General features: G+C 71.4%; 1 protein-coding gene. It reads right to left on the bottom strand.

Annotation, left to right across the window (positions count from 1 at the left end; all coding sequences use genetic code 11):
- The coding region (locus RM590_RS35560) for an aspartate-alanine antiporter-like transporter (protein WP_449657257.1) at positions 1-432 on the bottom strand (432 nt) is incomplete at its 3' end.
- Positions 433-465 lie beyond the last annotated feature (33 nt).

Below are 465 nucleotides of genomic sequence, written 5' to 3'. Positions count from 1 at the left end.
GCTGTTGGCGTACGCCACGATCGCCTGGTTGCCCACATAGCCCGACAGCAGCCCCATCGTCCGCTCCCGGCTCTGCCCCAGCACCTTCGCGACCAGCACCATCAGCGAGTAGCTGACCACCGCGCCGATCGCCAGCACCGCCGCCAGCTTCAGGCCGAAGAGGGCGAAGGCGTTCTCGCGGAACGAGTAGCCCGAGGTGAGGCCCACCACGGCGAGGACGAGCAGCAGGCCGATCTGGCGCAGGGTGGGGTTGGCCCGGGTCGGCAGGGTCCAGACCAGGGGGCCCGTGCGGCGGCGCCAGCCCAGGATCATGCCCATCAACAGCGGGCCGGCGCCCGTGCCGAGGGCCAGGGTGGTGGAGCCCAGGGTGAGGGAGGGGATGCCGATCAGGAAGCCCAGCGCCAGGCCGAGGCCCAGGCTGACCGCGCTCACCTCTCTGACCTTCGCCTCCGTGTCGCCCAGGTA

The organism is Streptomyces litchfieldiae (genome assembly GCF_031845365.1).
Taxonomy (GTDB): Bacteria; Actinomycetota; Actinomycetes; order Streptomycetales; family Streptomycetaceae; genus Streptomyces; species Streptomyces litchfieldiae.
This window is presented reverse-complemented; position numbering and strand designations above follow the sequence as displayed.